The organism is Delftia sp. WSY_7, from assembly GCF_043104845.1.
Classification (GTDB): domain Bacteria; phylum Pseudomonadota; class Gammaproteobacteria; order Burkholderiales; family Burkholderiaceae_C; genus Comamonas; species Comamonas tsuruhatensis.
This window is the reverse complement of the sequence record NZ_JBICLB010000005.1, coordinates 512412-534640: the sequence shown is the minus strand read 5'-3', so window position 1 is coordinate 534640 and position 22229 is coordinate 512412. Positions and strand designations below refer to the sequence as shown.

Annotated in this window: 18 protein-coding genes; 11 read left to right on the top strand and 7 right to left on the bottom strand. The window is 69.6% G+C overall.

The window, feature by feature from the left end:
• Window positions 1-10: 10 nt before the first annotated feature.
• Window positions 11-1636: an ABC-F family ATP-binding cassette domain-containing protein gene (locus ACF8ME_RS03730; protein WP_392415296.1), complete on the top strand. Its 1626-nt coding sequence runs from the start codon at window positions 11-13 to the stop codon at window positions 1634-1636.
• Here ACF8ME_RS03730 and ACF8ME_RS03725 read toward each other — a convergent pair.
• Window positions 1633-2340, bottom strand: a complete 708-nt coding sequence (locus ACF8ME_RS03725; protein WP_392415294.1) for a Crp/Fnr family transcriptional regulator — start codon at window positions 2338-2340, stop codon at window positions 1633-1635. The two genes, ACF8ME_RS03730 and ACF8ME_RS03725, sit on opposite strands and share 4 nt — an antisense overlap.
• A gap of 116 nt (window positions 2341-2456) precedes the next feature.
• On the opposite strand from ACF8ME_RS03725, the gene ACF8ME_RS03720 reads away from it, so the two are divergent.
• From ACF8ME_RS03720 to ACF8ME_RS03710, 3 genes are all read left to right on the top strand, one after another.
• On the top strand, window positions 2457-4100 hold the full coding sequence (locus ACF8ME_RS03720; protein ID WP_392415293.1) for an adenylate/guanylate cyclase domain-containing protein: 1644 nt from the start codon (window positions 2457-2459) through the stop codon (window positions 4098-4100).
• A gap of 137 nt (window positions 4101-4237) precedes the next feature.
• Window positions 4238-4609 carry a DUF4148 domain-containing protein gene (locus ACF8ME_RS03715; RefSeq protein ID WP_392415291.1) on the top strand — a complete coding sequence of 124 codons (372 nt, stop codon included), beginning with the start codon at window positions 4238-4240 and terminating at the stop codon, window positions 4607-4609.
• Window positions 4596-5039 carry a DoxX family protein gene (locus ACF8ME_RS03710; protein ID WP_227468487.1) on the top strand — a complete coding sequence of 148 codons (444 nt, stop codon included), beginning with the start codon at window positions 4596-4598 and terminating at the stop codon, window positions 5037-5039. Before ACF8ME_RS03715 ends, ACF8ME_RS03710 begins: the two co-directional genes overlap by 14 nt.
• Before the next feature lie 165 nt (window positions 5040-5204).
• Here the strand turns inward: ACF8ME_RS03710 and ACF8ME_RS03705 are convergent, their stop codons facing one another.
• From ACF8ME_RS03705 to ACF8ME_RS03690, 4 genes are all read right to left on the bottom strand, one after another.
• Complete coding sequence (locus ACF8ME_RS03705; RefSeq protein ID WP_012207532.1) at window positions 5205-5879, bottom strand: GntR family transcriptional regulator; 675 nt, start codon at window positions 5877-5879, stop codon at window positions 5205-5207.
• A gap of 71 nt (window positions 5880-5950) precedes the next feature.
• Window positions 5951-7006 (bottom strand): threonine aldolase family protein, encoded by a 1056-nt coding sequence (locus tag ACF8ME_RS03700; protein ID WP_392415290.1) that lies wholly within the window; start codon window positions 7004-7006, stop codon window positions 5951-5953.
• A complete protein-coding gene (locus ACF8ME_RS03695; protein WP_392415288.1) occupies window positions 7007-8044 on the bottom strand; it encodes a tripartite tricarboxylate transporter substrate binding protein in 1038 nt (345 codons plus the stop codon). It abuts the gene before it with no gap.
• An 82-nt stretch (window positions 8045-8126) separates the two neighbouring features.
• Window positions 8127-9293 (bottom strand): ABC transporter substrate-binding protein, encoded by a 1167-nt coding sequence (locus tag ACF8ME_RS03690; RefSeq protein ID WP_392415287.1) that lies wholly within the window; start codon window positions 9291-9293, stop codon window positions 8127-8129.
• Between the two features lie 403 nt (window positions 9294-9696).
• Here ACF8ME_RS03690 and ACF8ME_RS03685 point away from each other — a divergent pair, with 403 nt between their 5' ends.
• From ACF8ME_RS03685 to ACF8ME_RS03660, 6 genes are read left to right on the top strand one after another with little or no spacing between them, the layout of a single operon-like run.
• The gene (locus ACF8ME_RS03685) at window positions 9697-10446 is read left to right on the top strand and encodes a DUF969 domain-containing protein (RefSeq protein WP_012207528.1); all 750 of its coding nucleotides are present in this window, start codon (window positions 9697-9699) and stop codon (window positions 10444-10446) included.
• 1 nt (window position 10447) lies between these two features.
• A complete protein-coding gene (locus tag ACF8ME_RS03680; protein WP_392415285.1) occupies window positions 10448-11401 on the top strand; it encodes a DUF979 domain-containing protein in 954 nt (317 codons plus the stop codon).
• Window positions 11402-11417: 16 nt separating this feature from the next.
• Entirely contained in the window at window positions 11418-12086 is a 669-nt protein-coding gene (gene pcp / locus ACF8ME_RS03675) for a pyroglutamyl-peptidase I (protein ID WP_392415283.1), read from the top strand.
• Window positions 12087-12119: 33 nt separating this feature from the next.
• Window positions 12120-12878 (top strand): LamB/YcsF family protein, encoded by a 759-nt coding sequence (locus ACF8ME_RS03670; protein WP_034397115.1) that lies wholly within the window; start codon window positions 12120-12122, stop codon window positions 12876-12878.
• 9 nt (window positions 12879-12887) lie between these two features.
• On the top strand, window positions 12888-14483 hold the full coding sequence (locus ACF8ME_RS03665; RefSeq protein ID WP_392415281.1) for a carboxyltransferase domain-containing protein: 1596 nt from the start codon (window positions 12888-12890) through the stop codon (window positions 14481-14483).
• Between the two features lie 49 nt (window positions 14484-14532).
• Window positions 14533-16260: an acetyl/propionyl/methylcrotonyl-CoA carboxylase subunit alpha gene (locus ACF8ME_RS03660; protein ID WP_392415279.1), complete on the top strand. Its 1728-nt coding sequence runs from the start codon at window positions 14533-14535 to the stop codon at window positions 16258-16260.
• Between the two features lie 667 nt (window positions 16261-16927).
• Here the strand turns inward: ACF8ME_RS03660 and ACF8ME_RS03655 are convergent.
• Window positions 16928-18838, bottom strand: a complete 1911-nt coding sequence (locus ACF8ME_RS03655; RefSeq protein WP_392415277.1) for a bifunctional metallophosphatase/5'-nucleotidase — start codon at window positions 18836-18838, stop codon at window positions 16928-16930.
• A gap of 149 nt (window positions 18839-18987) precedes the next feature.
• On the opposite strand from ACF8ME_RS03655, the gene ACF8ME_RS03650 reads away from it, so the two are divergent.
• A complete protein-coding gene (locus ACF8ME_RS03650; protein ID WP_392415276.1) occupies window positions 18988-21507 on the top strand; it encodes a heavy metal translocating P-type ATPase in 2520 nt (839 codons plus the stop codon).
• A gap of 13 nt (window positions 21508-21520) precedes the next feature.
• Here the strand turns inward: ACF8ME_RS03650 and ACF8ME_RS03645 are convergent, their stop codons facing one another.
• Window positions 21521-22225 carry a riboflavin synthase gene (locus tag ACF8ME_RS03645; RefSeq protein WP_012207520.1) on the bottom strand — a complete coding sequence of 235 codons (705 nt, stop codon included), beginning with the start codon at window positions 22223-22225 and terminating at the stop codon, window positions 21521-21523.
• Window positions 22226-22229: the final 4 nt, after the last annotated feature.

Sequence of the window (22229 nt, the reverse complement as noted above, 5' to 3'; positions counted from 1 at the left end):
GTTGGCATCCATGAACCGCGATATGACGAATACCACGATCACGCTCGACGGCGTTTCCTGCGTGCTGCCCGATGGCAGCCCCCTTTTCTCCGATCTTTCCGAAACCCTGGACCACCGCCGCACCGGCCTGGTGGGGCGCAACGGCGTGGGCAAGTCGCGGCTGGCGCGCATCCTGGCCGGGCTGGATGCGCCCTCGCAGGGCCGCTGCCTGCGCTCGGGGCAGGTGCTGTACCTGGCCCAGCGCACGGACTGGCACGGCCAGCCTTCGGTGGCGGCGCTGGCCGGGCTGCAGCCCGCGCTGGAGGCGCTGGCGCGCATCGAGGGCGGCAGTTGCGAGCCCCGCGACTTCGAGCTGCTGGCCGACCGCTGGGACCTGCGCCAGCGCCTGCAGGCCCAGCTGGAGCTGGCGGGCCTGGGCCATCTGCGTGCCGATACGCCGGGCCACGCCCTCAGCGGCGGCGAGGCCATGCGCGCGGCCCTGGCGGGCGCGCTGCTGTCGGGCGCCGACCACCTGGTGCTGGACGAGCCCAGCAACCACCTGGACCGCGAAAGCCGCCAGGCCCTGGCCGCGCAGCTGCAGCGCTGGCCCGGTGGCCTGGTCGTGGTCAGCCATGACCGCAGTCTGCTGCAGGGCATGGAACGCATCGTGGAGCTGTCGCCGCAGGGGCTTCGCAGCTACGGCGGCGGCTACGCCTTCTATGCCGAAGCCAAGGCGCGCGAGATGGCCTCGGCGGTGCAACTGCTGGAGCAGCGCAAGCTGGAGCGGCGCCGCGAAACGCAGCAGCTGCGCGAGCAGCAGGAGCGCCAGCAGCGCCGCGAGGCGCGCGGCCGCCGCCAGGGCCAGGAGGCCAACCAGGCGCGCATTCTGCTGGACCGGCAAAAGGAGCGCAGCCAGGCGTCGGCCGGCCGCCTGCGCCGCCAGCATGCAGACACGCGCGAGGCGCTGGACCAGCGCGTGCGCGAGGCGGCGCGCCAGATCGATCTGCAGGCCGGCATCCGCATGCAGGCGCCGCCACCGGTAGGCGCTGCCTGCGACGTGGTGGCGCTGCTGGACGATGTGCTGCTGCCGTTTTCGTTGTCCACGGGGCCGCGCCTGAACCTGTCTCTGTACGGCGGCCAGCGCCTGGCCGTGACCGGTCCCAACGGCTGCGGCAAGACGCGCCTGCTCGATGTGCTGGCGGGCCGCCTTGCGCCCCGGGCGGGCGAGGTGCGCCGCATGCAGGCCTGTGCCTACCTGGACCAGCGCCTGTCCCTGTTGCAGCCCGGGCGCACGGTGATGGAGCAGTTGCAGGACGCCTGCCCCGGCACCCCCGTGGATGTGCTGCGCACGCGTCTGGCCTGGCTCGGGCTGGCGGCCCGGCAGGTGGAGCAGCCCGCGGGGCGGCTCAGCGGCGGCGAGCAGCTCAAGGCCGCCCTGGCCTGTGCGCTGCATGCCGAGCCGCCCGCGCCCCTGCTCCTGCTGGACGAGCCCTGCAACCACCTGGACCTGCCTTCCCTGCAGGCGCTGGAGGCCATGCTGCGCGGCTACGCCGGCACGCTGGTCGTGGTCTCGCATGACGAGGATTTTCTGCAGGCCATCGGGCTGACCGACCGCCTGGTGTGGTCGCCGCAGGGCTGGCGAATGGAGCCCGCCTAGCTTTCCTGCGCTATCAGCGCCTGCAGTGCGTTCACGTCGGTCACCAGCAGCGCCTGGCGCCCCTCCTTGCGCAGCAGGCCGCGTCGGGTGAGGGCTCCCAGCTCGCGCGTGACCTGCTCGCGGTTGGTGCTGATCTTGCTGGCCAGCACCGAGTGCGAAGGCACGGGGCTGATGAGGGCCGTGTGCTCGGGCGAGACGCCCGCCTCCCGGGCCAGGCACAGCAGCTCCCTGTGCAGGCGCGTGGGCACGCCCAGGGTGCTCAGCTCCATGACGCGGTCGGTCAGCCGCCGCACCAGGCCGGCCAGGCCTTCCATCATGCGCAGGGCAACGGCGGGCTCGCGCGCCAGCAGGGCCAGGAAGTCCTGGCGCGAGAGGCTGGCCAGCAGCGAGGATTCCAGGGTGACCACATCGGTGGAGCGGGCCTGGCCGTCAATGGCCGCCAGGTCGCCGAAGTGCTCGCCGGGCCCGTAGTCGCGGAAGCTGACCTCGCGCCCGCCCGGCGAATAGGTGGTGATGCGCACGCGCCCGCTGACCAGGAAGAACACGTCGCTGCCCGTGGAGCAGCGGTTGAACACGGGCTGGCGGGCCTGCAGCGGGCGCCATTCGCAGTCGGCGGCGATGCGGTCCAGGCTGGCGGTGCCCAGGCCCTCGAACAGGGTGATGCCGCGCAGGGCGAAGCTGGAAGGCTGGGTAGGGTGGGCCATGGAACCAATAGCGGGCGGAATGTACAAAGATTCTGGATCGGGCTGCGCTGTCCCAAGTTCCTTCAAGCCGCCATTGTTCCTGTCTTGTCCTGCCGTCGGGCGCATCATCCGTTTCCATGGCCCGTGTCCTTCCTCTGTCCCTGCGCAGTCTCCACTGGTCCACCGGCCTGGTGCTGTGGACCTATGCGGCGCTGCACCTGTCCAACCATGCCCTGGGCCTGGTCTCGCTGGCCACGGCCGAGGCCGTGCGCGAGGTGATCCACGGCGTGTGGCGATCCCTGCCCGGCAGCCTGCTGCTCTACGGCGCGCTGGCCGCGCACATGGGGCTGGCGCTGCAGGCGCTGGCGCGGCGGCGCAGCCTGCGCATGCCGGCGCTGGAGGCCGTGCGGCTGCTGCTGGGCCTGGGCCTGCCGCTGCTGCTGGCCCTGCACGTGCCGGCCACGCGGCTGGCGCAGGAGGCCTGGGGCGTGGACCCCTCGTATGCGCGCATCGTGCGTTCTTCCTGGAATCCGTCCAGCATGGCCATCCAGCTGCTGCTGATGGCGGCCGCCTGGACCCATGGCTGCATGGGCCTGCACATGGCCCTGCGTGCACGCGGCTGGTGGCGGCGCTGGCAGCCGCTGCTGCTCACGGCCGCCGTGCTGCTGCCCGTGCTGGCGGCGCTGGGAATCGTCTCCATGGCGCGCGAGATCGCGGCGGCCGGTGTGCCCGCGCCGGCCGGGCCTTCGCCGCAGGCGGCGCAGCTGCTGCGCGATCTGACATCGGGGCTGCGCCAGGGCTGGCTGGCCGGCCTGGCTGCCTTGCTGGCCGGCCCCTGGCTGTGGCGGCGCATGCGCCTGCGCGGCGTCCGCCAGGTGCTGCTGCACTATCCGGGCCGCACGGTGCAGGTGCCCCAGGGCATGAGCGTGCTCGAAGCCAGCCGCGAGCATGGCATTGCCCATTTGTCGCTGTGCGGCGGCAGGGCGCGCTGCTCCACCTGCCGGGTGCGCGTGTCCGGCCCGGCGGCCCACCTGCCTGCGCCGGGGCGGGACGAGCGCCTCACGCTGGAGCGCGTGGGCGCGCCGCAGGATGTGCGGCTGGCCTGCCAGCTGCGGCCCACGGGCGATGTGCAGGTGGCGCCGCTGTTCCGCTCGCCGGCAGCCGCCCAGGCCGGGCGCGCGGGCCAGGAGCGCGAGGTCCGCGAAGTGCGCGAGGTGGCCATCCTGTTCGTGGACCTGCGCCGCTGGTCCGGCCTGGCCGAGCGGCAATGGCCCGTGGACCTGTCCTGGGTGCTGGACCAGTATTTCGAGCGCGTGGGCCAGGCCGTGCACGACAGCGGCGGCATGGCCAACCAGTTCATCGGCGACAGCGTGATGGCCATCTTCGGCCTGGACACCGACCTGGACACGGCCTGCCGCCAGGCCGTGCAGGCCAGTGCCCTGATAGACCGGCGCATGCAGGAGTGGAGCGCGAGCTTCGAGGCGCAGTTCGGCCAGCCGGTGGATTTCGGCATGGGGCTGCACGCGGGGCGCGCTGCCGTGGGGCGCGTGGGCTTCGAGCACACCACCACCTTCACGGCCGTGGGCGAGGTGGTCAACACGGCCAGCCGCCTGCAGGAATACACCAAGAGCGCCCAGGCCCGGCTGGTGCTGTCGCTGGAGGTGGCGCGCCGCGCGGGCGTGGCCGATGGCCTGGGCGAAGTCCGGCAGGTGCAGGTGCGCGGGCGCTCCGAGTCCTTGCAGGCCCTGCATGTGGCGCGGCCCGGCCTGCAGTGGCCCTGAGGGTGGATGGTGAGCGTGGGAGCTGGAGAGTTTGCGCAAAGCTGTGCGTTTAGGCACTGACGTGCAGGCGGGCGAAGACGAGACTGCAGCCATGCAGAACGCAATCACGCGCTGCAGGATTTGACAAAGGATTCGCCATGAAGCACGCAAAGACCCTCTTCGCCATCACCGCCCTTTCTGCCGCCCTTTCCTCCGCGTTGTGGCCGGGCATGGCCTCGGCCGCACCGGCCGCCACGGTATCTGCAGAAACCTGGTTCGGCGCCGAGCCCGCCAGCTCCGGCCCCGCGCTGTCGCGCGCCGAAGTGCAGGCCGACCTGGCCCTGTGGAACCGCGCCGGCCTCAACGTCTACCGCGAGTCCGACGTGAACCACTGGGATGCCGACTACCAGCAGCGCCTGGCCCGGTACCAGCGCATGCGCAGCGGCCCCGAGTACCTGGCCGAAGTGCAGCGCCTGGGTGGCTCGGTGAAGGCGGCCGAAGGCCAGGGTTCCGGCCGTGTCCCGGGCTGATGCGATGACGCGCGCCGCCACTCATCGCGCTGCCCACGCCGCAGCATCGCCCTGGGCCGACTTCGCACCGCTGCTGGCCCGGGTGCTGCTGAGCCTGCTGTTCATCTACAGCGGCATCGGCAAGCTGATGGGGCCGGAGGGCACCATGGCCTATATCGCCAAGGCGGGCCTGCCGCTGCCCATGCTGTCGTATGCCATGGCGCTGGTGGTGGAGCTGGGCGTGGCCACGGCCCTGCTGCTGGGCTGGCGCACCCGCGAGGCCGCGGCCGTGATGGCCGTGTTCAGCGTCATGTCGGCGCTGATGTTCCACAACCAGTTCGGCGACAAGGGCCAGCTGGTGCAGTTCCTGAAGAACCTGGCGATTGCCGGCGGATTCGTGCAACTGATGCTGGCGCCCGTGGCGCGCTGGAGCCTGGACGCGCGGCGTTGAATGCGAGCCAGTGTTGTGCACTGAACACTGCCAATGAAACCGGCGCTGCCCAAAGCCGGGGACACCGAGGTAGGGCCGCCCCGACCCGAGGGTGTCGTCCCCCTCCCTCGCGAAGCGAGTAGAGAGGGGGAAGCGGCGTCAGCCGCTCAGGGGGTGCCGCCAGTTTCACACCTTGATGCCTTTTTCAGCCAGGCGTCGGGCGTAGGCGGCCAGGATCAGCCGCTCCGAATGCACCAGGTAGTCATTGAGTGCGGCAGCGGCCTCGGCCGGCTTGCCGTCCTCGAACTGCTGCAGGATGCGCGCATTCATGTCCACATAGGGCGCATGCAGGAAGTGCGGGTCGCGCAGCAGGCCGAAGGCCAGCCGCAGCTCGGCCAGCAGGTGCTCGAACATGGTGTCCAGGCGCTCGCTGTCGGCCAGCTGCACCACGGCCTTGTGGAAACTCATGTTGGCCGTGCCCACGCCGGACCAGTCCTGGGCCTCGCGGTGGCGCTGGGCCGCTTCCACGGCTTCGCGCATCAGGCTGCGCGCCGGGTGCATGGGATAGGCCTGGGCCAGGGCCTGGCACTCCACCATGCGGCGCACGCGGTAGATGTCGATGATGGAGGCGATGCTGGGCGCCGCCACCGACACGCCCTTGTTGGGCTCGTGCACCAGCAGCCCCTCCTTGGTCAGCAGCCGGAAGGCCTCGCGCAGCGTGTTGCGCGAGATCTGCAGGCTTTCGCTGAGTGAGGCTTCCGACAGCTTCTGCCCGGGCTCCCAGGCACCATCGATGAGCTTGCTGCGCAGCTGCTCGGTCACGCGGTCGGTCAGGTTGAGGATATCGGTGCTGCGGGTCATGGTGATGGGGGATGCAAGGGTCGATGGGCAGTGTAGCCAGGGCCGGCACTCCTGCCGGCCTCGCGCGGTGCTCAGTTGTCGTGATGCAGCCGCGTGAAGGTCTGCAGGGTGCTGTCCACGGCCTTGTCGTCAATGTGGCGGTGCGTGACCAGGCGCAGCAGGCCCGCGCTGCCCGTGCGCACCAGCACGCCGGCTTCGGCCAGGCGTGCCTCCCAAAGGCGCGCATCGGCCGCGCTGGTGCCCACGCGCACCTGCACGATGTTGGTCTGCGGCAGCTCGGCCGCGCACCATGCCGGGTGGATGGCACGCAGGCCCTGATGCAGGCGGCGGGCATGTGCATGGTCCTCGGCCAGGCGATCGACCATGTGCTCCAGCGCCACCAGGCCCGCCGCCGCGATCACGCCGGCCTGGCGCATGGTGCCGCCCAGCATGCGCCGTATGCCACGCGCCCGCGTGATGAAGTCGGCCGGTCCCATGAGCACCGAACCCACCGGAGCCGACAGGCCCTTGGACAGGCAGACGGTGACCGAGTCCGTGTGCGCGGCGATCTCGCGGCAGGACAGGCCCAGTGCCACGGCGGCATTGAACAGGCGCGCGCCATCGGTATGCACGGGCACGCCATGGCGGGCGGCCAGGGCATGCAGGGCCGCCAGCGACTCGGGCGCCGCCACGCTGCCGCCCCGTGCGTTGTGGGTGTTCTCCACGGCCACGAGGGCGCTGGGGCAGCGCGCGGATGCCGAGGTGTCCAGCGCCGCCTCCAGCGCGGGCAGGGCGATCAGGCCGCCGTCGCCGGGCAGGCTGCGGTAGTGCATGCCGGTCAGGCCCGCGGCTGCGCGCTCGGCGTTCAGCAGATGGCTGTCGGCCTCGGCCAGCACCTCGCCGGGCATGCGGCCATGGGCGAGCACGGCCACGAGGTTGCCCATGGTGCCGCTGGCCACGAATAGGCCTGCGGCCTTGCCAAAGCGCTGGGCGGCCGTCTCTTCCAGCGCACGCACCGTCGGGTCGCCGTCCAGGCCGTCGTCGCCCAGCGGGGCGCAGGCCATGGCTTCGAGCATCTGCGGCGTGGGGCGCGTGACGGTGTCGCTGCGCAGGTCAACGGCGTCGTGGTGATGGTGCAGGGAGGGCATTCAGTCCGCCTTGATGTTGCGTTCCTTGATGACGCGGGCCCAGCGTGCGGCGTCGGTCTCCATCTGGGCGCCGAACTCCGCTGGAGTGCGGGGCGTCAGTTCCAGCCCCAGGGATTGCAGCTTGGCCTGGAGCGCGGGCGTGGCCATGGCGCGGGCCACGGCATCATGCAGCGCGGTCTGTATGCCGGGGGGCAACCGGGCAGGCGCCAGCAGGCCGAACCAGTGCAGCACGGTGAGGCCGCGCACGCCGCTTTCGGCCATCGTGGGCACCTGGGGCAGGGCCGGCGAGCGCTGGGCACCCGTGGTGGCCAGGGCGCGCAGCGCGCCGCTTTTGATATGGGGGATCACGGTGGGGGCCGAGGAGAACATGCTCTCGGTATGGCCGGCCACCACGTCGGCGACGGCCTGGCCCGAGCCCTTGTAGGGAATGTGGGTGATGAAGGTGTCCGTCTGCTGCTTGAACAGCTCGCCTGCCAGATGCGTGGCCGTGCCCGTGCCGCCCGAGGCGAAGTTGATCTGGCCGGGCCGTGCCTTGGCCATCGCGATGTATTCCTTCACGCTCTGCGCCTTGAGCTTGGGATTGACGGCCAGCACCAGCGGCGAGGAGCCGATCAGGGCCACGGGCGTGAAGTCCTTGAGCGCGTCGTACGGTGTCTTGTAGAGACTGGGCGTGATGGTGTGCGGAATGTCGGCCAGGAGCAGCGTGTAGCCGTCGGGCGCGGCGCGTGCCACCAGCTCGGCGCCCAGCATGGCCGAGGCGCCGGGCTTGTTGTCCACGACCACGGGCTGACCCAGTTCGCGCGACAGCTCCGTGCCCAGCGCGCGGGCGATGTTGTCCGAGCCGCCTCCGGCCGTGTAGGGCACGACGATGCGCACGGGCTGCGCAGGCCATTTCTGCGCCAGCGCAAGGCCGGGCAGGGCAGCCGCTGCCAGGATGAGCAGGCGGCGCTGCAGGCCCCGGTGGGAAGCGGGACGTGCAGCAGGGTGCAAGGCAGCGTGCAAGGCGGGGTGCGGAAGTGGGTGACGTTCGGCAGGCATGGCGAAGGCTCCTTGGTGCAGCGACAGGAAGAAACGATGGGCCGATCCGCCAGCGGCCTGGCCCGCAAGCCACCCGCCTTCATCAACCGATGAAGCGCCCCGCATTGCCCAGCACGCCCAGGTCGATGAAGCTGGAGCCGACATGGGGCGTCTGGCCGCTGTAGTCGATGACGAAGCCGCCCATGTCCCAGTTGCGGATGCCGGCCAGCGCCGAGCGCAGCTTGGCCTGGCTGGGGTCGCGGCCTGCGCGTTCCAGGCCCTCGGCCAGCACGCGTGTGTTCACATAGGCTTCCAGCGTGCCCAGCGAGAACTCCTGCTGCCCGTGGGCGCGCATGGCGGCCTGGTAGTCGCGCACCACCTGCAGCTTGGCCTGGTGCGGCGCGGGAACGACCATGGTCAGGGCAATGCCCCGGGCGTCCTCGCCCAGCGGCTTGAGGCTGTCGTTGGGCAGGGTCACGCTCAGGCCGGTGAGCAGCACGCCGGGCGCGCTCTTGCGCAGGCCGCGCACCAGATCGACCGACACCGTGCCAGCCGTGGCCAGCAGCACGGCCGAGGGGTGGGCCGCGTCCACTTTGTTCAACACATCGGCCAGATTCTTGCCATCGGTGGCGATGGCCGCCTGCACGGCGGGAGCCATCTTCTCGGCCTCCAGGGCGTGCGTGGCGTCCTCCAGCATTTCGCGGCCGTAGGCGTTGTCCAGGTAGACGATGCCAATGCCCTTGAGCCCCATGCCCGCAAGGCGCTGGACCAGGCGGCGGACCTCGGTGGTGTAGCTGGCGCGCACATGGAAGACGTTGCGCGATCCCTTGCGCAGCGACGAGGCGCCCGTGAAGGGCGCCACATAGGGAACGCCGGCTTCCTCGATCAGCGGGATGACGGCGGCGTTGTTGGGCGTGCCCACGCAGGACAGCAGGGCAAAGGCCGTGCCCTTGGAGAGCATCTGCCGCACGTTGTCGGCCGTGCGCTGGGGCACGTAGCCGTCGTCAACCATCTGCAGCTGCAGCGTGCGGCCCTGGATGCCGCCACGCGCGTTGATCTGCGCCATGGCCGCTTCCGTGCCCAGCTTGATGTCGGTGCCGAAACCGGCCAGCGGGCCGCTCATGGCGGCCGAGCAGCCGATGGTGATGGTCTTGGCGGACAGGCCTGCCTCATCGGCGAAGGCATTGCGCACGAAGGCCGGCGCCAGCGCGGGAACCGCTGCGATGGCTGCAGCACGGGGAAGCAGGGAAACAAGTTGACGGCGTTGCATGGATTCAGAGCTCGGACAAAAGGGATGGGAGCAGGAAGGTGCCATTCACGCCGACTGCCACGCGTGCGCCGCAGGCCGGGAGGGCGGCCCATTGTAGGAGGCGGCCTCGTCACAGGCGATACCGGGGCAGGGGCATTGTTGTGTTAATGCCTTCTATGGATGTTCAATATTCGATAGTTTTTGACATTTGAAAACCTCGTGCTTGCTCAATCCTTGGGCAACGATATGCGGGTTTGTACTATCAGCATGCGCTGATTGTCTTATTCACAATTCGTTTCTGTAAGACAAATTCTTTGTTTTGTTGAACAAAACCAGGTTGGCTGCGCACTCCACGCCACCGGGTTGGGCCTGCGGGGCGGCTTGACGGCCGCCCCGCACCGCGGGGTGTGAAGGGGGAATCAACATGCTGACTGACGTCAATCTCTGGCCGCTTATCGGAGTGGCCATCATCGTTGCGGGCTTCGTGCTGCGCTTCAATCCCATGCTGGTCGTGATCGTCACGGCCATCGGCACGGCACTGGCGGCGGGCTTCCCCGTCGACAAGGTGCTGGCCACCATTGGCACGGGCTTCATCAAGACGCGCAACCTGCCGCTGATCATCCTGCTGCCGCTGGCCGTGATCGGCCTGCTGGAGCGCCATGGCCTGCGCCAGCACGCGCAGAACTGGATCAGCTCCATCAAGTCGGCCACCGCAGGCCGCCTGCTCATCGTCTACCTGGCCGCACGCCAACTGACGGCCGCCGTGGGCCTGACCAGCCTGGGCGGGCATCCGCAGATGGTGCGCCCGCTGCTGGCGCCCATGGCCGAAGGTGCGACCCAGTCGCGCTTCGGCATCCTGCCCGCCAAGGTGCGCGACAAGCTGCGCGCCTACTCGGCCGCCACGGACAACGTGGGCCTGTTCTTCGGCGAGGACATCTTCGTGGCCTTCGGCGCCATCGTGCTGATGACCACCTTCCTGAAGGAAGCCGGCATCGAGGTCGAGCCCATCCACGTCGCGCTGTGGGGCATTCCCACGGCCATCTGCGCCTTCGTGATCCATGCCTGGCGCCTGCGCCGCCTGGACCGCATGCTGGAGCGCGAACTGGCCCAGTACAAGGCCGGTGTCGAGGCCGACGCAGCCAACGCCAACGCCACCCAAGCCAAGGGAGCCTGAAATGACGCTGACCATCCAACACCTGTACTACCTGGTCGGCTTCGTCCTGGCCGTCACGGCCGTGATGACGCTGCGCGATGCCAGCAATCCCAAGCGCTGGTCCAGCGGCCTGTTCTGGGCGCTGTATGCAGCCGTCTTCCTGGTGGGCAATGAACTGCCGCCCGTGGTCGTGGGCGTGATCGCCGTGGCCATGGCGCTGATCGCCGGCTTCGGCGGCGTGGGCAGCGGCCGCCATGCGCCGCGCAGCGATGCCGAATACCTGGCCAGCGCCAAGCGCCTGGGCAACAAGCTGTTCGCACCGGCGCTGGCGATTCCGCTGATCACCATGGTGGGCACGCTCAGCGCCTCGCACCTGGTCTTCGGCGGCACGCCCCTGCTGGACCCCAAGGCCACCACGCTGGTGAGCCTGGGCGTGGGCTGTGTGCTGGCGCTGGGCCTGGCCTGCTGGCTGACCCGCGAGACGCCCGCCCAGGGCATGCGCGAATCGCGCCGCCTGACCGATGCGCTGGGCTGGGCCCTGGTGCTGCCCCAGATGCTGGGCATGCTGGGCCTGGTGTTCTCGGACGCCGGCGTGGGCAAGGCCGTGGCCTATGTGACCACCACCTATATCAACATGGACATCCGCTTCGTGGCCGTGGCCGTCTACGTGCTCGGCATGGCGCTGTTCACGGTGGTGATGGGCAATGGCTTCGCGGCCTTCCCGGTGATGACGGGCGGCGTGGGCGTGCCCATTCTGGTGGGCGTCTACCATGGCGACCCGGCCGTGATGGCGGCCATCGGCATGCTCTCGGGCTACTGCGGCACCCTGCTGACGCCCATGGCGGCCAACTTCAACCTGGTGCCCGCCGCGCTGCTGGAGATCGACAAGAATGCCGTGATCCGCGCCCAGGTGCCCACGGCCCTGGCCCTGCTGACGGCCAACGTCTTCCTCATGTATTTCCTGATGTTCCGTTAAAGGACGGACTGTTGCCATGACCGATTTCACTTCCCCGCGCATCCTGGTGACCGGCTTCGAGCCGTTCGAGCAGGACCCTGTCAATCCCTCGTGGGAAGTGGCGCGTGCCCTGCATGGCGAGATCGTGGAGGGCGCCACCGTCCACGGCCTGCAGCTGCGCTGCGTGTTCGGCGAATCGCTGCGCCAGCTGCAGGAGGCGCTTGCGCAGCTGCAGCCGGTGCTGGTCATCAGCCTGGGCCTGGCCGGCGGCCGCAGCGAGTTCACGCCCGAGCGCGTGGCCATCAATATCGACGACGCCCGCATTCCCGACCATGCGGCGCGCCAGCCCGTGGACCAGGTGGTGATCCCGGGCGCGCCCGCCGCCTACTTTTCCACGCTGCCCATCAAGGCCGTGGTGCACAACCTGCGTGCGCGGGGCATTCCGTCTTCCGTTTCCAACACGGCGGGCACCTTTGTCTGCAACCACGTGTTTTTCGCGCTCATGCACTGGCTGGCCCAGGGCAAGGCTGCGCCGGGTGCGCGGGGCGGCTTCATCCATGTGCCGGCCCTGCCTGAGCAGGCAGCGCGCAAGCCGGGCATGCCCAGCATGTGCCTGGCCGACCAGGTGGCTGCCGTGCGCGAGACCATCCGCACGGCCCTGACCGTGTCCCAGGATCTGAAGGAAAACGCCGGCCAGTTGCACTGAACCCCGTGCACCGAGTCCGGTGAGGAGAGAACGATGAAAATTGACCTGAACAGTGATCTTGGTGAGAGCCTGGGCGGATGGCGCATGGGCGACGATGCCGCCATGCTCGATATCGTCAGCAGCGCCAACGTGGCCTGCGGATTCCATGCCGGCGACCCGGCAGGCATCCTGGAGACGCTCAAGGCCGCCCGCGCGCGCGGCGCCATCGTCGGCGCCCATGTGTCCTATCCCGACCTGGTCGGCTTCGGCCGGCGCAACATGGACGTGGCCAGCGCCGACCTGGTGGCCGGCGTCATCTACCAGATCGGCGCGCTGCAGGGCCTGGCCCGCGTGGCCGGCACCGAGGTGCGCTACGTCAAGCCGCACGGCGCGCTCTACAACACCATCGCCCACGACAGGCGCCAGGCCACCGACGTGATCACGGCCATGCGCGCCATCGACCCCAGCCTGGTGCTGGTGGCGCTGGCCGGCTCGCCCCTGATCGACTGGGCGCGCGACGCAGGCCTGACCGTGGTGGCCGAGGCCTTTGCCGACCGCGGCTACACGCCCGAGGGCACCCTGGTCTCGCGCCGCGATCCGGGCGCCGTGCTGCACGATGTGGACCAGATCGCCGCGCGCATGCTGTCCCTGGTGCGCGACGGCGTGGTCGAGGCCGTCGATGGCAGCCTGGTGCGCATTGCCGCCGACTCCATCTGCGTGCACGGCGACAGCCCCGGTGCCGTGGCCATTGCACGCCACCTGCGCGAACGTTTCGAGCAGGAGGGCGTGCGCATTTCCTCCTTCGTGGGCTGAGGGCACACCATGCGTTTTCTACCCGTCAACCGGCAGGCCCTGATGGTGGAGCTGGCCGATCTGGATGAAACCCTGGCCCTGCTGGGCTCGCTGCAGCGCGAGCCCATCGATGGCGTGCAGGAGCTGGTGCCGGCCGCGCGCACCGTGCTTGTGCAGTTCACCCCCGCCCAGGTGGGCGTGGCCGAGCTGGTGAACCGCATCGCCGCGCGTGACCTGAGCCAGCGCGCCGAGCGCAGCGATGTGCTGGTCGAAATCCCCGTGCACTACGATGGCGAGGACCTGGGCGATGTGGCGCAGCTGCTGGGCATCACGCCCGAGGAAGTCGTGCGCCGCCACACGGGCAGCGAGTACGCCGTGGCCTTCACGGGCTTCGCGCCCGGCTTTGCCTACCTCAGCGGGGGCGATCCGATCTTCAACGTGCCGCGCCGCACCACGCCGCGCACGCGCGTGCCGGCCGGCTCGGTGGCGCTGGGCGGCACGTTCAGCGCCGTCTATCCCCAGGCCAGCCCGGGCGGCTGGCAACTGATAGGCCGCACCTCGGCCCGCATGTGGGACCTGGCGCGCGAGCTGCCTGCGCTGCTGCAGCCCGGCTACCGCGTGCGCTTTGTCGATGCGGCCGGCATGGCCCAGGTGGATGACGCGCCCGCGCCCGCCGTGGCGCAGGCCGCGCCGCATGAAGGCAACGCGCTGCGCGTCAAGGCCACGGGCTTGATGACGCTGTTCCAGGACCGGGGCCGGCTGGGCCAGGCCGGGCAGGGCGTCTCGGCCTCGGGCGCCATGGACCAGGCAGCCTTCAAGGCCGCCAACCGCCTGGTCGGCAATGCCAGCGACCTGGCCGTGCTGGAGACCGTGGGCGGTGGCCTGTCGCTGCAAAGCCAGGGCGAGACCGTGGTCGCCATCACGGGCGCCGATGCGCCCCTGACCGTGACCACCGGGTCCGGCCAGCGCTGGAGCGTGCCGCGCTACCAGGCCGTGGCCCTGGCCGATGGCGACCTGCTGACCATTGCCCAGCCCGTGGCCGGCGCGCGCTGCTATGTGGCCGTGCGCGGCGGCTTTGCCGTCACGCCCGTGCTGGGCAGCGCCTGCACCGACACCCTGGCGAATGTCGGCCCAGCCGCCCTGGCCGTGGGCCAGATCCTGCCCGTGCGGGCTGCGGACCGCACGGCCGTGTCCGCACCCGAGCTGCCGCCCGAGTCCCTGCCCATCGCCGGGCAGGACGTGGTGCTGGACGTGGAGCTGGGCCCGCGCACCGACTGGTTCACGCCCGAGGCCGTGGCCCTGCTGGCCGCGCAGCGCTGGCAGGTCACGCCGCAATCGAACCGCGTGGGCCTGCGCGTGGCGGGCGAGCAGCCCCTGGCGCGCGCCGTGGCCGGCGAGCTGCCCAGCGAAGGCACGCCGCTGGGCGCCATCCAGGTGCCCCCCAGCGGCCAGCCCGTGCTGTTCCTGGCCGACCATCCGCTGACGGGCGGCTATCCCGTCATCGGCTGCGTGGCGCCGCACCACCTGGATCTGGCCGGCCAGATTCCCGTGGGCGCCTGGATCCGCTTCAACCCCATCCGCGCCTTCGAGGAATACACCCCCGGCGCGCAAGGCTCCAAGAACTGAACGCGGGGAGCGCCCGGTGGCGCCTGCCCGCAACTGAAAGAAGCTGATCATGAAAAAAGTCCTGATTGCCAACCGTGGCGAGATCGCCGTCCGCATCGCCCGCGCCTGCGCCGACTACGGCGTGAAATCCGTGGCCGTCTACGCCGATGCCGATATCGACGCCCTGCACGTGCGCATGGCCGACGAGGCCTATGGCCTGGACGGCGAGCGCCCGGCCGACACCTACCTGAACATCGCCAAGCTCATCGCCATCGCGCACAAGAGCGGCGCCGACGCCGTGCACCCCGGCTACGGCTTCCTGTCCGAAAGCGAAGCCTTTGCGCGCGCCGTGCTGGATGCGGGCCTGCGCTGGATCGGCCCCACGCCCGAGACCATCGCCAAGCTGGGCGACAAGGTCGAGGCGCGCAAGATCGCCCTGCAGGTCGGCGCTCCCCTGGTGGCCGGCACGCCCGACCCCGTCAAGGATGCCGGCGAAGTGCTGGCCTTTGCCCAGCAGCACGGCCTGCCCATCATCATCAAGGCCGCCTTCGGCGGCGGCGGGCGCGGCATGAAGATCGCGTGGCGCATGGACGAGGTCGAGGAACTCTTTCACTCGGCCGTGCGCGAGGCCGTCACCGCCTTCGGCCGCGGCGAATGCTTCGTCGAGCAATTCCTGGACCGCCCCCGCCACATCGAGGCCCAGGTGCTGGCCGACACCCATGGCAACGTGGTCGTGCTGGGCACGCGCGACTGCTCGCTGCAGCGGCGCAACCAGAAGCTGGTGGAAGAGGCCCCGGCGCCCTTCCTCAGCGACGATCAGCGCGCCCGCATCCACAGCTCCGCACGCGACATCTGCGCGGCGGCCGGCTACGTCAGCGCGGGCACGGTGGAATTCCTGCTGAGCCAGACGGGCGCCATCTCCTTCCTCGAAGTCAACACGCGCCTGCAGGTCGAGCACCCCGTGACCGAGCAGACCACGGGCGTGGACCTGGTGATCGAGCAGTTGCGCGTGGCCGATGGCCTGCCCCTGTCCATCACCGAAACCCCGGCGCCGCTGGGCCACTCCATCGAATTCCGCATCAACGCCGAAGACGTGGGCCGCGGCTTCCTGCCCACGCCCGGCCCCGTGGTGCGGTTCGACCCGCCCTCGGGCCCCGGCGTGCGCCTGGACACGGGCGTGCAGACCGGCTCGGTCGTGCCCGGCAGCTTCGACTCGCTGATGGCCAAGCTCATCGTCAGCGGCGCCACGCGTGAACAGGCCCTGGCCCGCGCACGCCGCGCCCTGGCCGAGTTCCGCATCGAAGGCCTGTCCTCCGTCCTGCCCTTCCACCGCGCCGTCATCGGCCATGCCGACTTCGTGGGTAACGACGGCTTCAAGGTCCACACGCGCTGGATCGAATCCGACTTCGCCGAACCCCTGGCCGCCGCCGTGCGCGCCGAGCCGCTGCCCGACGCCAGCCTGGTGCGCTGCGCGGTCGAGATCGACGGGCGACGGGTGTCGCTGGGCCTGCCTGCGGTGCTGCTGCAGGGGCTGGCATCGGCTGGCGGCGGTGTGGTTGCCGCGCCCGCTGCCGAATCTGCCGTGGACCCCGCTGCCGTTACTTCACCCATTGCAGGCAATCTGCATGCGTGGAAGGTGGCCGATGGCGATACCGTTCAGGAGGGCGATGTGATTGCCGTCATGGAGGCCATGAAGATGGAGATGCAGGTGACTGCGCATCGCAGTGGGGTGGTGGCTTTGGTGGCTGAGGCGGGGAAGGCGCAGGTGTTGGGGGCTGTGATTGCTCGGATTGGCTGATTTCTGGTTGACCTGTTTTTTATTCTGTTGTGCCTCTGGCGGCAGGAGCCGGGTTTCGGCCCGGCAGGCGACCCACTTTCTTATCGCGCGACCGGAGTGCCGGCCATAAGAAAGTAGGCAAAGAAGCGCGCCCCGAACTGCCCACGACCCTTCGCTTCGCTGCGGGCGACCTGCGTTGGGCAGAAGGGGGAGAGGCTGGGGTAGCCAACAGCCAACAGCCAACAGCCAACAGCCAACAGCAAAATGCCAAAGGCCAGAAATGCAAACAGCCGACGCGCCACCGCTGCGCTCGGCTGTTTTCTCATAGAGGCCGAGCGAAGCGACGGCCCGGGCAAACTCCCCGTATGTCAGCGCCTGCGGCGTGGTGGTTGCGGGGTTGCAGTCCTGCCGAAGGACAGGACTGCTTCGTGATCTGACTCGCTGCGGTTGTCTGAGCGGCGCGCGAAGCGCAAAGCGAGTTCCGCAGCGAACCCCGCAACCGCCACGACGCAGGTTGCCCCGCAGCGAAGCGGAGGGGTCGCGGACATCAGGGTCGCCTTTGCTTTGCCTACTTTCCTTCGGCCGGCGTACCGGTGGCGAAACAAAGGAAAGTAGGTCGGCCGCCGGGCCGAGACCCGGCCTCGAAAAACAACCCCCCGGCAGGGTCTCAAAAAAGAGCGTGAACTAATCAGCGCCCACCCTGAAAACTACGCGTGCTGTACAGATCCGCCGGCAGCCGCGACAGCAGCGGCAGACCAGACACCGCATCCACAGGCTGCCTCTCGATGTAGTTGAAGAACACATCGGAATCGAGCACGCCAATGTCCAGACGGCGCGCATCAGGCACGGCCGCCAGCGTCTTGTAGCCGTCGCCACCCGTGGCATTGAAGCTCAGCACGAACAGCTTGTACGTGCGTGCCGTATCCAGCGGCTTCCACGTCTTGCTCGCGTTGTCATACACCTCGATGCCCGACACGCGCTGGCCGGCCGCCGCTGCCGCATTCACGTCAAAGCGCAGGCCGCCCGTGTAGGGGTAGGGGCCGGTCGTGCCGCTGGGGCCGTACACGGCCTGCAGGCCGTCCTCGAGCATGCCCTTGACTTCCGTGCCGGTGATGTCCAGGCGGAACAGCTTGTTGCCGAAGGGCAGGACCTGGATGACCTGGGCGGCCGTGACCTGGCCCAGCAGCGGGATGCGCACGCCGCCGCCGCTTTGCAGGGTGATGTCGGCGCCGCCGTAGTGGCGGTTGGCTTCTTCCAGGTAGGCCTGGGCCACGAGCTGCTGGATGTCGCCGCCGCGCACGCTGACGCTGCCTTCGGCATTGCAGGCGGCGCTGGACTGGCTGTAGTTCATGGTGCCGACGCCGCCGGGCACGCGGCGCGAGCACAGTTCCCGGGGCACGGTGGCGACCTGCTTGAGGTTGAACTGGGCAACCTTGTCCTTGAAGGGCTGCAGCGCGGCCGTGGCCTTGGCCGAGGGCGTGGTCACGCGCAGCACGCCGGTGGCGGCGGCGCTGGCCTTGAGAGCGGTCTTTTGCGCATCGGTGGCGGCCTTGCCGGCGATGGTGAAGCTGTCGCCGATCAGCACATGGGGCGTGCCCGTGCACTGGGTGACGCGGCCGTCGGCGTCGAACTGGACCTTGAGGTCGCCGACGACCTGGGCGTACTCCCAGGCCTGGACCACGCAGACGGGGCTGCCGTCCTTGTCGGTCAGGCGCGTGGGGTAGGCGCCGCCCGGTGTGCCCACGCCGGTGGTGTTGAGCACGTCGGGGCCGAGCAGGGTGTGCGAGTCGCCGCCCACGACCACGTCCACGCCGCTGAGCTTGGGCACGATCTGGCGGTCGTACTCATAGCCCACGTGGCTCATGACGATGATCTTGTTGATGCCCTTGGCGCGCAGCGCGTCGATTTCGCGCTGGGCCGCCGTGGCCTCGTCCTCGAAGGTGGTGTCGGCATCGGGGCTGGACGATGCCTTGGTTTTGCCCGCAATGGTCAGGCCGACGATGCCGATCTTCTGGCCGCCGCGCTCCACCACGGTGGAGGGGTTCACATAGCCGGGCGCCTTGGCCGCGTTCAGGGCCGAGTTGGCGCCAAAGCGCACGTTGGCGCTGAGCACGGGCGTCTTGCAGGTGCCGGCGCGCAGGCGGTCCAGGAAGGACTTGAGGCCGCTGTCGCCCTTGTCGAACTCGTGGTTGCCCAGCGTGAAGGCGTCAAAGCAGACGGTGTTCATGAGGGCGGCATCGGCCTCGCCGTCGGCGCCTGCACGGTTGAAGTAAAGCGTGCCGGTGAGCGCGTCGCCGGCGTGCAGCTTGAGCACGTTGGGCGACTGCGCGGCCAGCTCCTCGATGGCCTGGGTCACGCGCGCAAAGCCTGCGGCGTCCACGGCCACGGCTTCGGCCTTGCCCGTGCCGGCGTCCAGCTGCAGGGTCTTGCTCTTGGACTCCAGCGTGGAGTGGTGATCGTTGATGTGCAGAATGCGCAGCTCCAGCGGCTGGCCTGCGGGCGTGTCGTTGCCGGAGCCGCCGCAACCGGCGATCAGGGCGGAGGCAGCCAGGGCCACGGCCAGCGGGCGCAGGGCGGGGCGATGGGAGGTCAAGGACATGAACGGGTTCTCTCTGTATCGGTTTGTCACGGCCGCCGATGCTGGGCAAGGCAGATGACATGGCGATGAAAGCGCCCTGCAGGGGGCTTGACCTTGACATGGTGGCAATCTCTAAAGTGCCTCCAATGCGAGAACAAAGGAGTCAGGCAATGAATGCATCGACCAAGGCCGGCATGGCCATAGACCTGCCCGTTCAGGGCATGACCTGCGCCTCCTGCGTGGGGCGTGTGGAGCGCGCGCTCAAGAAGCTGCCGGGCGTGCAGGAAGCCGTGGTCAACCTGGCCACCGAAAAGGCCAGCATCCGCTTCGAGGGCGCGGCCGATCTGCCCGCCGCCATTGCAGCTATCGAGAAGGCCGGCTACGAAGTGCCCCAGTCCAGCGTGGAACTGGAAGTGGAGGGCATGACCTGCGCCTCCTGCGTGGGCCGCGTGGAGCGTGCGCTGAAAAAGGTGGAAGGCGTGCAATCGGCCAGCGTGAACCTGGCCACCGAGCGTGCAGTGGTGACGCTGGCTGGCAGCGCAGATGTGGCGGCCCTTGTGGCAGCTGTGCACAAGGCAGGCTACGAAGCGCGTCCGCTGGGCGCCAGCGCGAACCCGGCCAGTGAAGGCGGCGCTGCGCAGTCGCCGGCCGAAGACGGCACGGAGCAGCGCCAGGCGCGCGAGCGGGCCTCGCTCAAGCGCTCGCTGATCGTGGCCACGGTGTTTGCTTTGCCGGTGTTCGTGCTGGAGATGGGCGGCCACATGGTGCCGGCCTTCCACCACTGGGTGGGGCAGGCCATCGGCACGCAGAACAGCTGGTACCTGCAGTGCCTGCTGTCGGCCATCGTGCTGTTCGGGCCGGGCCTGCGCTTTTTCCAGAAAGGCATTCCCGCGCTGCTGCGCGGCGCGCCCGACATGAATTCGCTGGTGGCCGTGGGCACCTCGGCGGCCTTTGCCTATTCGCTGGTGGCCACCTTCTTGCCGCAGTGGCTGCCGGCCGGCACGGTGAATGTGTATTACGAGGCGGCGGCCGTGATCGTGGCGCTGATCCTGCTGGGCCGCTTCATGGAGGCGCGCGCCAAGGGCAATACCTCGGAGGCCATCCGCCGCCTGGTGCGCCTGCAGGCCAAGACGGCGCGCGTGCGCAAGGACGGCGCCGTGCAGGAGGTGGACATCGCCGCCGTGCGTGCGGGCGACACCATCGAGGTGCGGCCCGGCGAGCGCATTCCCGTCGATGGCGAGGTCATCGAGGGCAGCAGCTTCGTCGATGAATCCATGATCAGCGGCGAGCCCGTGCCGGTCGAGAAAACCCCGGGTGCCGAACTGGTCGGCGGCACGGTGAACCAGAACGGCGCGCTGGCCTTTCGCGCCACCAAGGTGGGCGCGGACACGCTGCTGGCGCAGATCATCCGCATGGTCGAGCAGGCCCAGGGCTCCAAGCTGCCCATACAGGCGCTGGTGGACCAGGTCACCATGTGGTTCGTGCCGGCCGTGATGGCCGTGGCCCTGTTGACCTTCGGCGCCTGGCTGGCCTGGGGGCCGTCGCCCGCACTGAGCTTTGCGCTGGTCAATGCCGTGGCCGTGCTCATCATCGCCTGCCCCTGCGCCATGGGCCTGGCCACGCCCACTTCCATCATGGTCGGCACGGGCCGGGCCGCGCAGATGGGCGTGCTGCTGCGCAAGGGCGAGGCCCTGCAGACCCTCAAGGACGCCCGCGTGGTGGCCGTGGACAAGACCGGCACGCTGACGCGAGGCCGCCCCGAGCTGACCGACCTGGTGCTGGCCCCGGGCTTCGAGGGCGAGCGCAGCCGCGTGCTGGCGCTGGTGGCGGCCGTGGAAGACCGCTCCGAGCACCCGATTGCACGCGCCATCGTGGATGCTGCCAAGGCCGAGGATCTGCCGCTGGGTGCTGTTGATCGCTTTGAATCGGTGACAGGCTTTGGCGTGCGCGCCCAGGTGGACGGCGTGCGCGTGGAGATCGGTGCCGACCGCTTCATGCGCGAATTGGGCCTGCAGGTGGACACGCTGGCAGACGAGGCCGCGCGCCTGGGCGACGAAGGCAAGACGCCGCTGTATGCCGCCGTGGACGACCGCCTGGCCGCCATGATCGCCGTGGCCGATCCCATCAAGGACAGCACGCCGGCCGCCATTGCCGCGCTGCACGCCTTGGGCCTGAAGGTGGCCATGATCACCGGAGACAACCGCCGCACGGCCGAGGCCATTGCGCGCCAGCTGGGCATCGACGAGGTGGTGGCCGAGGTGCTGCCCGGCGGCAAGGTCGATGCCGTCAAGCGCCTGAAGGCCGAACACGGCACGCTGGCCTATGTGGGCGACGGCATCAACGACGCGCCGGCCCTGGCCGAGGCCGATGTGGGCCTGGCCATCGGCACGGGCACGGACATCGCCATCGAGGCGGCCGACGTGGTGCTGATGTCAGGCGACCTGGGCGGCGTGCCCAATGCGATTGCGCTGTCCAAGGCCACCATGGCCAATATCCGCCAGAACCTGTTCTGGGCATTTGCCTACAACGTGGCCCTGATCCCCGTGGCCGCGGGCCTGCTGTACCCCGTCAACGGCACGCTGCTGTCGCCCGTGTTCGCGGCCGGGGCCATGGCGCTGTCCAGCGTCTTCGTGCTCAGCAACGCGCTGCGCCTGCGGCGTTTCAATCCGCCGCTGGCGGCGGGGCGTTGAACGACGAAGGCAGTCAGCCGGGCAGCTTGGGGACGTCTATGAAGTCGTCCAGGCTCAGGCCCTTCTCTTTCAGCAGGGCCTCGAGCACGGGCTGCAGGCGGCCCAGGCTTTGCTGCACGGTCTCGCGCACCGTGTCCACCACGACCTGGGTGCTGCGGTCGATCTCCACATTGAGCAGGTCGCCCACGCCCTTGGACTCGAACACGGTCATGCGGCGCGTCTCGGGGATCAGCCAGACCTCGAACCAGCCGGCCTGGCGGTCCACCTCGGACACCGTGAGGCTGGCGCCGTTGATGGCGATGTAGCCCTTGGCGAACACGTAGTGGCGAAAGCCCTCGGGAATGCCGAAGCGGATGCGGTGGTTGGTGTCGCTGGAGGCCACTTCCAGCACGGGCGAGGTGAAGTCCACGTGGCCCGACAGCGGATGGCCGCCGATCTCGGCGCCGTCCTTTGCCGCGCGCTCCACATTGACGCGCCCGCCCACGGCATAGCCGCCCAGCGTGGTGATGTTCAGGCTTTGCAGCATCACATCGAACGTGGCGCGCGTGGGCGAGAGGATCTCCGTCACCGTCAGGCACACGCCGTCGGTGGAGACGCTGGCGCCGATGGCCAGGTCCTGGCAGAAGCCTTCGGGAAAGTCGAGGGTGAAGGTGCGCAGGCCGTTCTGGTCGCGCAGCGCGGCAATGCTTGCCACGGCCTGGATGATGCCGGTGAACACGATG

Bases quoted from the DNA above. Each gene is read 5' to 3' on its own strand.
- ACF8ME_RS03730 (WP_392415296.1), top strand. From the start codon at position 11: ATGAACCGCGATATGACGAATACCACGATCACGCTCGACGGCGTTTCC.
- ACF8ME_RS03725 (WP_392415294.1), bottom strand. From the start codon at position 2,340: ATGGCCCACCCTACCCAGCCTTCCAGCTTCGCCCTGCGCGGCATCACC.
- ACF8ME_RS03720 (WP_392415293.1), top strand. From the start codon at position 2,457: ATGGCCCGTGTCCTTCCTCTGTCCCTGCGCAGTCTCCACTGGTCCACC.
- ACF8ME_RS03715 (WP_392415291.1), top strand. From the start codon at position 4,238: ATGAAGCACGCAAAGACCCTCTTCGCCATCACCGCCCTTTCTGCCGCC.
- ACF8ME_RS03705 (WP_012207532.1), bottom strand. From the start codon at position 5,879: ATGACCCGCAGCACCGATATCCTCAACCTGACCGACCGCGTGACCGAG.
- ACF8ME_RS03700 (WP_392415290.1), bottom strand. From the start codon at position 7,006: ATGCCCTCCCTGCACCATCACCACGACGCCGTTGACCTGCGCAGCGAC.
- ACF8ME_RS03695 (WP_392415288.1), bottom strand. From the start codon at position 8,044: ATGCCTGCCGAACGTCACCCACTTCCGCACCCCGCCTTGCACGCTGCC.
- ACF8ME_RS03690 (WP_392415287.1), bottom strand. From the start codon at position 9,293: ATGCAACGCCGTCAACTTGTTTCCCTGCTTCCCCGTGCTGCAGCCATC.
- ACF8ME_RS03685 (WP_012207528.1), top strand. From the start codon at position 9,697: ATGCTGACTGACGTCAATCTCTGGCCGCTTATCGGAGTGGCCATCATC.
- ACF8ME_RS03680 (WP_392415285.1), top strand. From the start codon at position 10,448: ATGACGCTGACCATCCAACACCTGTACTACCTGGTCGGCTTCGTCCTG.
- pcp (WP_392415283.1), top strand. From the start codon at position 11,418: ATGACCGATTTCACTTCCCCGCGCATCCTGGTGACCGGCTTCGAGCCG.
- ACF8ME_RS03670 (WP_034397115.1), top strand. From the start codon at position 12,120: ATGAAAATTGACCTGAACAGTGATCTTGGTGAGAGCCTGGGCGGATGG.
- ACF8ME_RS03665 (WP_392415281.1), top strand. From the start codon at position 12,888: ATGCGTTTTCTACCCGTCAACCGGCAGGCCCTGATGGTGGAGCTGGCC.
- ACF8ME_RS03660 (WP_392415279.1), top strand. From the start codon at position 14,533: ATGAAAAAAGTCCTGATTGCCAACCGTGGCGAGATCGCCGTCCGCATC.
- ACF8ME_RS03655 (WP_392415277.1), bottom strand. From the start codon at position 18,838: ATGTCCTTGACCTCCCATCGCCCCGCCCTGCGCCCGCTGGCCGTGGCC.
- ACF8ME_RS03650 (WP_392415276.1), top strand. From the start codon at position 18,988: ATGAATGCATCGACCAAGGCCGGCATGGCCATAGACCTGCCCGTTCAG.